Source organism: Actinocorallia lasiicapitis, from assembly GCF_054778695.1.
Genome location: NZ_BAAGZI010000686.1, coordinates 1 through 1,565 on the forward strand (window position 1 = coordinate 1; position 1,565 = coordinate 1,565).

Here is a 1,565-nt window from a genome sequence, read left to right on the forward strand (position 1 = left end):
CCGGAGCCGCGCCGCCGCAAGGGGCCGGTGGTGCGCCGGGTGCCGGGCGGGCTGGCGTGGGGCGCGGCGGGACGGCTGTTCGTGCTGCGCCGGTGATGGCGCAGGGGTGAGTCCGTGCTCACCTGTGCTTTCCCTCCTCCCCGAACAGGTCTAGACCTGCAAGGGAGGAGAGGAGCACGTCATGCGGATCGGTGTGTTGACGGGCGGCGGCGACTGCCCGGGCTTGAACGCCGTCATCAGGGCGGTCGTCCGGAAGGGGATCCCCGGGTACGGGCATGAGTTCGTCGGTTTCCGCGACGGCTGGCGCGGCCCGCTGGAAGGCGACACGACCGTCCTGGACGTCCAGGCGGTGCGCGGGATCCTGCCGCGCGGCGGAACGATTCTCGGCTCGTCCAGGACCAACCCGTTGAAGATCGAGAACGGGATCGGCCGGATCAAGCAGAACCTGACCGGGCTCGGCGTCGACGCGCTCATCGCCATCGGCGGCGAGGACACCCTGGGCGTCGCACGGGCGCTGCACGACGCGGGCGTGCCGGTCGTCGGGGTGCCGAAGACCATCGACAACGATCTGAACGCCACCGACTACACCTTCGGTTTCGACACGGCCGTCGGGATCGCGATGGAGGCGATCGACCGGCTGCACACCACCGCCGAATCCCACCACCGGGCGCTGATCTGCGAGGTGATGGGGCGGCACGCCGGCTGGATCGCGCTGCACGCCGGGATGGCGGCGGGCGCGAACGTCGTGCTGATCCCGGAGAAGCCGTTCGACATCGACCGGGTCGTCGCTTATGTCGAGTCGCGGTTCCGGACCAGGTACTCGCCGATCCTCGTGGTCTCCGAGGGCGCCCATCCGGTCGAGGGGCAGATGGAGGTCCAGTCGGGTGAGCTCGACGCGTTCGGCCACGTCCGGCTGGGCGGTATTGGCGAATGGCTGGCCGGGGAGATCGAGAAACGGACCGGCAAGGAGGCCCGCACCACGGTCCTCGGCCACATCCAGCGCGGCGGCACCCCGACGGCGTTCGACCGGGTCCTCGCCACCCGTTTCGGCCTCCAGGCCATCGACGCCGTCCACCAGAACGACTTCGGCGTCATGGTCGCCCTCCGCGGCACCGACATCGTCCGCGTCGGCCTCGACGAAGCCACCGCCACCCTCAAAACCGTCCCCGTCGACCGCTACGCCGAAGCCGAAGTCTTCTTCGGCTGAATCAACCACACACCCCCCGGAGACGCCCTCACGGACAGGCCGTCTCTTCAGCGGCGGTGAGACCTCGGAGTGCACCGACGCGGCGGGGGACTCTGTCGACTGCCCGCCCGGGTTCGGTTAGATCCGGCCGTCGAGGGTGGTGGCGGTCGTCGCCAACATGCGGAAGGCGCCGACGGCCGTCAGGAGTTCGATGAGCTGGCGTGGGGTGAGGAAGCCGGTGAGCTCGGTCCAGGTGGCGTCGGTGACGCAGCGGTCGGTGTGGAGTTCGTCTGCGGCCTGCAGGAGGGCGGCCTCGCGGCCGTCGGCTGCGGTGCCGCGCAGCGCCCGCTCGGGCAGTCCCGGGGCCGTGGCGAGGGCG

At 70.8% G+C, this 1,565-nt stretch carries 2 protein-coding genes; one reads left to right on the forward strand and one right to left on the reverse strand.

What is annotated here, in order from left to right; genetic code table 11:
* The first annotated feature begins 181 nt into the window (after positions 1 to 181).
* Entirely contained in the window at positions 182 to 1,207 is a 1,026-nt protein-coding gene (locus tag ACYVE7_RS33755; protein ID WP_460370603.1) for a 6-phosphofructokinase, read from the forward strand.
* A 117-nt stretch (positions 1,208 to 1,324) separates the two neighbouring features.
* Here ACYVE7_RS33755 and ACYVE7_RS33760 read toward each other — a convergent pair.
* On the reverse strand, positions 1,325 to 1,565 hold a 241-nt coding region (locus tag ACYVE7_RS33760; RefSeq protein WP_460370605.1), incomplete at its 5' end, for a carboxymuconolactone decarboxylase family protein.

What these genes read in the sequence shown, in the direction of transcription:
- ACYVE7_RS33755 (WP_460370603.1), top strand. Translation starts at nt 182, where the DNA reads ATGCGGATCGGTGTGTTGACGGGCGGCGGCGACTGCCCGGGCTTGAAC.